The following is a 207-nucleotide window of genomic DNA, read 5'->3' as shown; positions in this document are numbered from 1 at the left end:
TGTTTAGTTTCGTTTGAATACGAATATTGTTATAATAATGAATGTATTCTGTGACAGTGCGTTCTGCGATGGCGGTCGTAGTTCGATCAATGCTGTTAAGATAGAACGTTTCAGACTTTAGTGAGGAATGAAACGATTCGATGGAGGCATTATCAGCGGGCGTCCCTTTGCGGGACATGCTCATGGTAATGCCTTTTGTGTTAACAG

General features: G+C 41.5%; 1 protein-coding gene. It reads right to left on the bottom strand.

All coding sequences use genetic code 11. From position 1 onward, the window contains the following. A partial coding sequence (locus Q3W56_RS20945; protein ID WP_302896730.1) for an integrase core domain-containing protein occupies nt 1-207 on the bottom strand: 207 nt, incomplete at both ends.

This window comes from Bacillus sp. C28GYM-DRY-1 (genome assembly GCF_030519405.1).
GTDB lineage: Bacteria > Bacillota > Bacilli > Bacillales > Bacillaceae > Bacillus > Bacillus spizizenii_A.
This window is presented reverse-complemented; position numbering and strand designations above follow the sequence as displayed.